Source organism: Verrucomicrobiia bacterium (assembly GCA_035460805.1).
Lineage (GTDB): Bacteria > Patescibacteriota > UBA1384 > CAILIB01 > CAILIB01 > DATHWI01.
Map to the genome: position 1 here is coordinate 1 of DATHWI010000136.1, position 2,743 is coordinate 2,743.

A 2,743-nucleotide genomic window follows, 5' to 3' on the forward strand; every position below is an offset into this window, starting at 1 on the left:
ACCCACATGCCACTAAAAGAACACGCCATCCTGTCTGGCTCTATCTTGATGAACAGTTAAAGCATAGTTACCTTGAGCATATGAGTCTCACGCCTCAAGCCGCTGAGACGCTCACGTTACTTCGTGAGAATGGGATTATGACAGTCATTCTTTCAACCCATCCTCATGAAGCAGAGGAGGCAGCCCGGCTGCTGGATGAAAAAGTAAGGCACTTTGAATTAACAGATTATTTCGACGAAGTTTATGCCACGGCTGAATATCCAAAGGCTAAGGCTGAAAAGATGCTTGAAGTTCTCGAGCGCCATAACCTTACAAAGGACGAGGCCCTCATGGTGGGCGACTCTTATAAGTGGGACTATGCCCCTGCGCAAAGTGTTGAAATAGACGCTGTGCTTATCAACTCAGATTATCATCAAGAAAATAGAGAGAATGAGCCCGTCCAAAAGCTCATAGATGATCTAGACGGTTTACTTCCCCTATTAGGTCTCCCCGCGGTCCCATTGAACACTCTCTCGATTTGACGGGGCAAATAAGGCCATATTTAGGGTAATAAAAAACCAGAGGCATCACTTACGTAATTACTCTGGTTTAGTGGCCACGCACAGCGGGTGCTGTGTGTGGCCGGTATAGGTGCATCACTGACGCGTACGTTTTTCAATGAGAATCTCTCGATTGGCAAACGGGCATGTCCAGATGTGGTTCCAAGGTTCTGCAAATGTGTACGCCCAGTCTGAAGGGATCTCCTTATCGCTGTTCGTAAGTAACACACTTTTGGAATCTTGAGAGGTGAACGTCACCGTCTTTGCCACCTCGTCAACTACAGGGAGTTGACGTGTGTACACCGTGATCATGGTGTTACCCTCGAAGATCACAGTCTGATAGAGTCCTGACATTGGGTAGGTGCGCGGGCTGTTGTTGTAGAAGAGCACGCCTCGGGCATTCCCTGCCTGGGCTACTATCACCACAGAGTCCCTGGCGGGAATCTTGTGGAGAGCCTTGAAGGCTTTAGGTGGCGTTACGATGCCCAGCTCTATGAGGCCGACATTTTGTCTTTTTGCGGGAGTGTAGGATTTCACCACAATCTCTCCCGGCATATCGTGGTAGCTGACCGTCTTGTTGGACGTGCCGTCCAGGTTTTTCAGCGCCGATACCGCAATGTGTGGAAATGAGGTGGCGGCAGTGCGGTAGTACACCACGTTGCTTGCCTGGGAAGGGGGATAGGTATCGCGCACAGCTTGCGCAATGGATAGGGAAAAGATGGTTGCGGCAAAGACAAGAGCGAAAACGAATCTCATGTTAAAGTGACAAGTCACGGGCTTTCGGCCCGATCTCTTTCAGAACCTGATAAAAGACGTGCGGAATATACCATTTTTTGGTTAATAAGTCAATGCGCTAACCCTTGGGCACGAAAAGCTTCCCCATGGTGGTGTGGTCTCGCCCAAAGTTCGTTGTGACTAGGAAGTGTCTATGCTAAGATCGCCATGGTCACAACGGGATTGTGATATATCTATAAGTCCAGCCGTTTTGCTGGCAAGGAATGAATATTGGAACAAGGTTACCCGCGGCTTTTTGCCGATATTGACGCTTTCCGTAAAGGGAATTCCTCTGAAAGGATGCATGAAAGGTTCGCGTACATGTACTCAGAAACGGGTCTGTATGAATGTCACCTGGATCGATTTGATGAAGTGGTTGAGTCCTTTGTGAGGGGTGTCGGTTCTCTCACAAAGGATAGAGTTGAGTTCTGGACTCCCGCCTCAAAATTGATAGTCAAAGGAATTCGCAATAGGTATGTCTCTCCTCGTCCTCGACATTACCGATCCCCGCATCAGGCGTTTGAGGTCAATAAGGCTACCGTGGAACTTTCATTTAACATTAAGGGGCTCTACGAGTTTAGGCGAGAGGAAAAGCCAGTGAAGGTTTATGGAATGTTTGGCGGGGGCGGGGATGTCCCACGTCCTTCTTCACTCGAAATTCCCACAAGTCTCTGCTGCGCTTCTTATGCGTACCACTTGGAAAAAGAGGATCAAGAATTTTTCCTCTACTACATAATGTGGCAACATCGTGCGCGACTCGCTAAATCTAGAGATGAGATTATGAGTGAGCTTGATAGGCTTGGATTTCCATCTGCAGCCCCCTAAGGGTGCAGGCCCCCGATTTGAAGGGGGCTTTTTAATAGGTAGTTTTTCTTGGTAAGTACGGTATGGTCTCGCACATTATTTACAACTTCCCGGTTAGTATTTTCCTGGTAGAGTGGCAGCATGAGTGTTTCAGAAGAGTCAAAGGTTTCAGTTGCTAACAACGAATTTAAAAAGCTGCAAGATTTGTTGAAACTCCACGAGCGAGTGGTCACTAGTTCTGCAGTTTTTCACATGGACGAAGGACCTGTAATTGTAGTTGGTCTTTTGCCTGGAATTGAGGCTGAACTGTTCGAGAAGATAAAAGGAGATGTTCAGGCTATGTGCTTGAAGACCCCGTGCTCTGTCAGTGAGCAGTCTCCCGGTCAGTTTCATCAGGAATGATTAGTGGAAGAATTATCCCTGAGCATCAAGTGTTTCACTTGGCGCTCTTTTCAATACATGGGCTCAAAAAGAAAAAAGCCAACCTGCGGTCGGCCTTTTCTCTTGGTAGAGCGGCACGATCTTGCCTAAAAGGGTATCCAACTACTACTTTCTTTCCAGTTCTACTAGATGGTGAGTATATTCCATGGGAGAGTTAGGAAAGTGGGTCTTGCGCAATGAGCTAG

The 2,743-nt window shown here is 47.7% G+C and carries 4 protein-coding genes; 3 read left to right on the plus strand and 1 reads right to left on the minus strand.

What is annotated here, in order from left to right; genetic code table 11:
- Window positions 1–521, plus strand: a 521-nt coding sequence (locus VLA04_05760) for an HAD hydrolase-like protein (GenBank protein HSI21168.1), incomplete at its 5' end; no start/stop codon positions are given.
- Window positions 522–635: 114 nt separating this feature from the next.
- On the opposite strand, the gene VLA04_05765 is transcribed toward VLA04_05760, so the two are convergent.
- Complete coding sequence (locus VLA04_05765; GenBank protein HSI21169.1) at window positions 636–1,295, minus strand: hypothetical protein; 660 nt, start codon at window positions 1,293–1,295, stop codon at window positions 636–638.
- Window positions 1,296–1,634: 339 nt separating this feature from the next.
- On the opposite strand from VLA04_05765, the gene VLA04_05770 reads away from it, so the two are divergent.
- Together VLA04_05770 and VLA04_05775 are read left to right on the plus strand one after the other, a co-directional pair.
- On the plus strand, window positions 1,635–2,138 hold the full coding sequence (locus VLA04_05770; GenBank protein ID HSI21170.1) for a hypothetical protein: 504 nt from the start codon (window positions 1,635–1,637) through the stop codon (window positions 2,136–2,138).
- 120 nt (window positions 2,139–2,258) lie between these two features.
- Window positions 2,259–2,519, plus strand: coding sequence for a hypothetical protein (locus VLA04_05775; GenBank protein ID HSI21171.1), 261 nt, complete (start codon window positions 2,259–2,261; stop codon window positions 2,517–2,519).
- Window positions 2,520–2,743: the final 224 nt, after the last annotated feature.

Excerpts from the sequence above, each read along its gene's own strand:
- VLA04_05765 (HSI21169.1), bottom strand. The coding sequence starts at position 1,295 with ATGAGATTCGTTTTCGCTCTTGTCTTTGCCGCAACCATCTTTTCCCTA.
- VLA04_05770 (HSI21170.1), top strand. The coding sequence starts at position 1,635 with ATGTACTCAGAAACGGGTCTGTATGAATGTCACCTGGATCGATTTGAT.
- VLA04_05775 (HSI21171.1), top strand. The coding sequence starts at position 2,259 with ATGAGTGTTTCAGAAGAGTCAAAGGTTTCAGTTGCTAACAACGAATTT.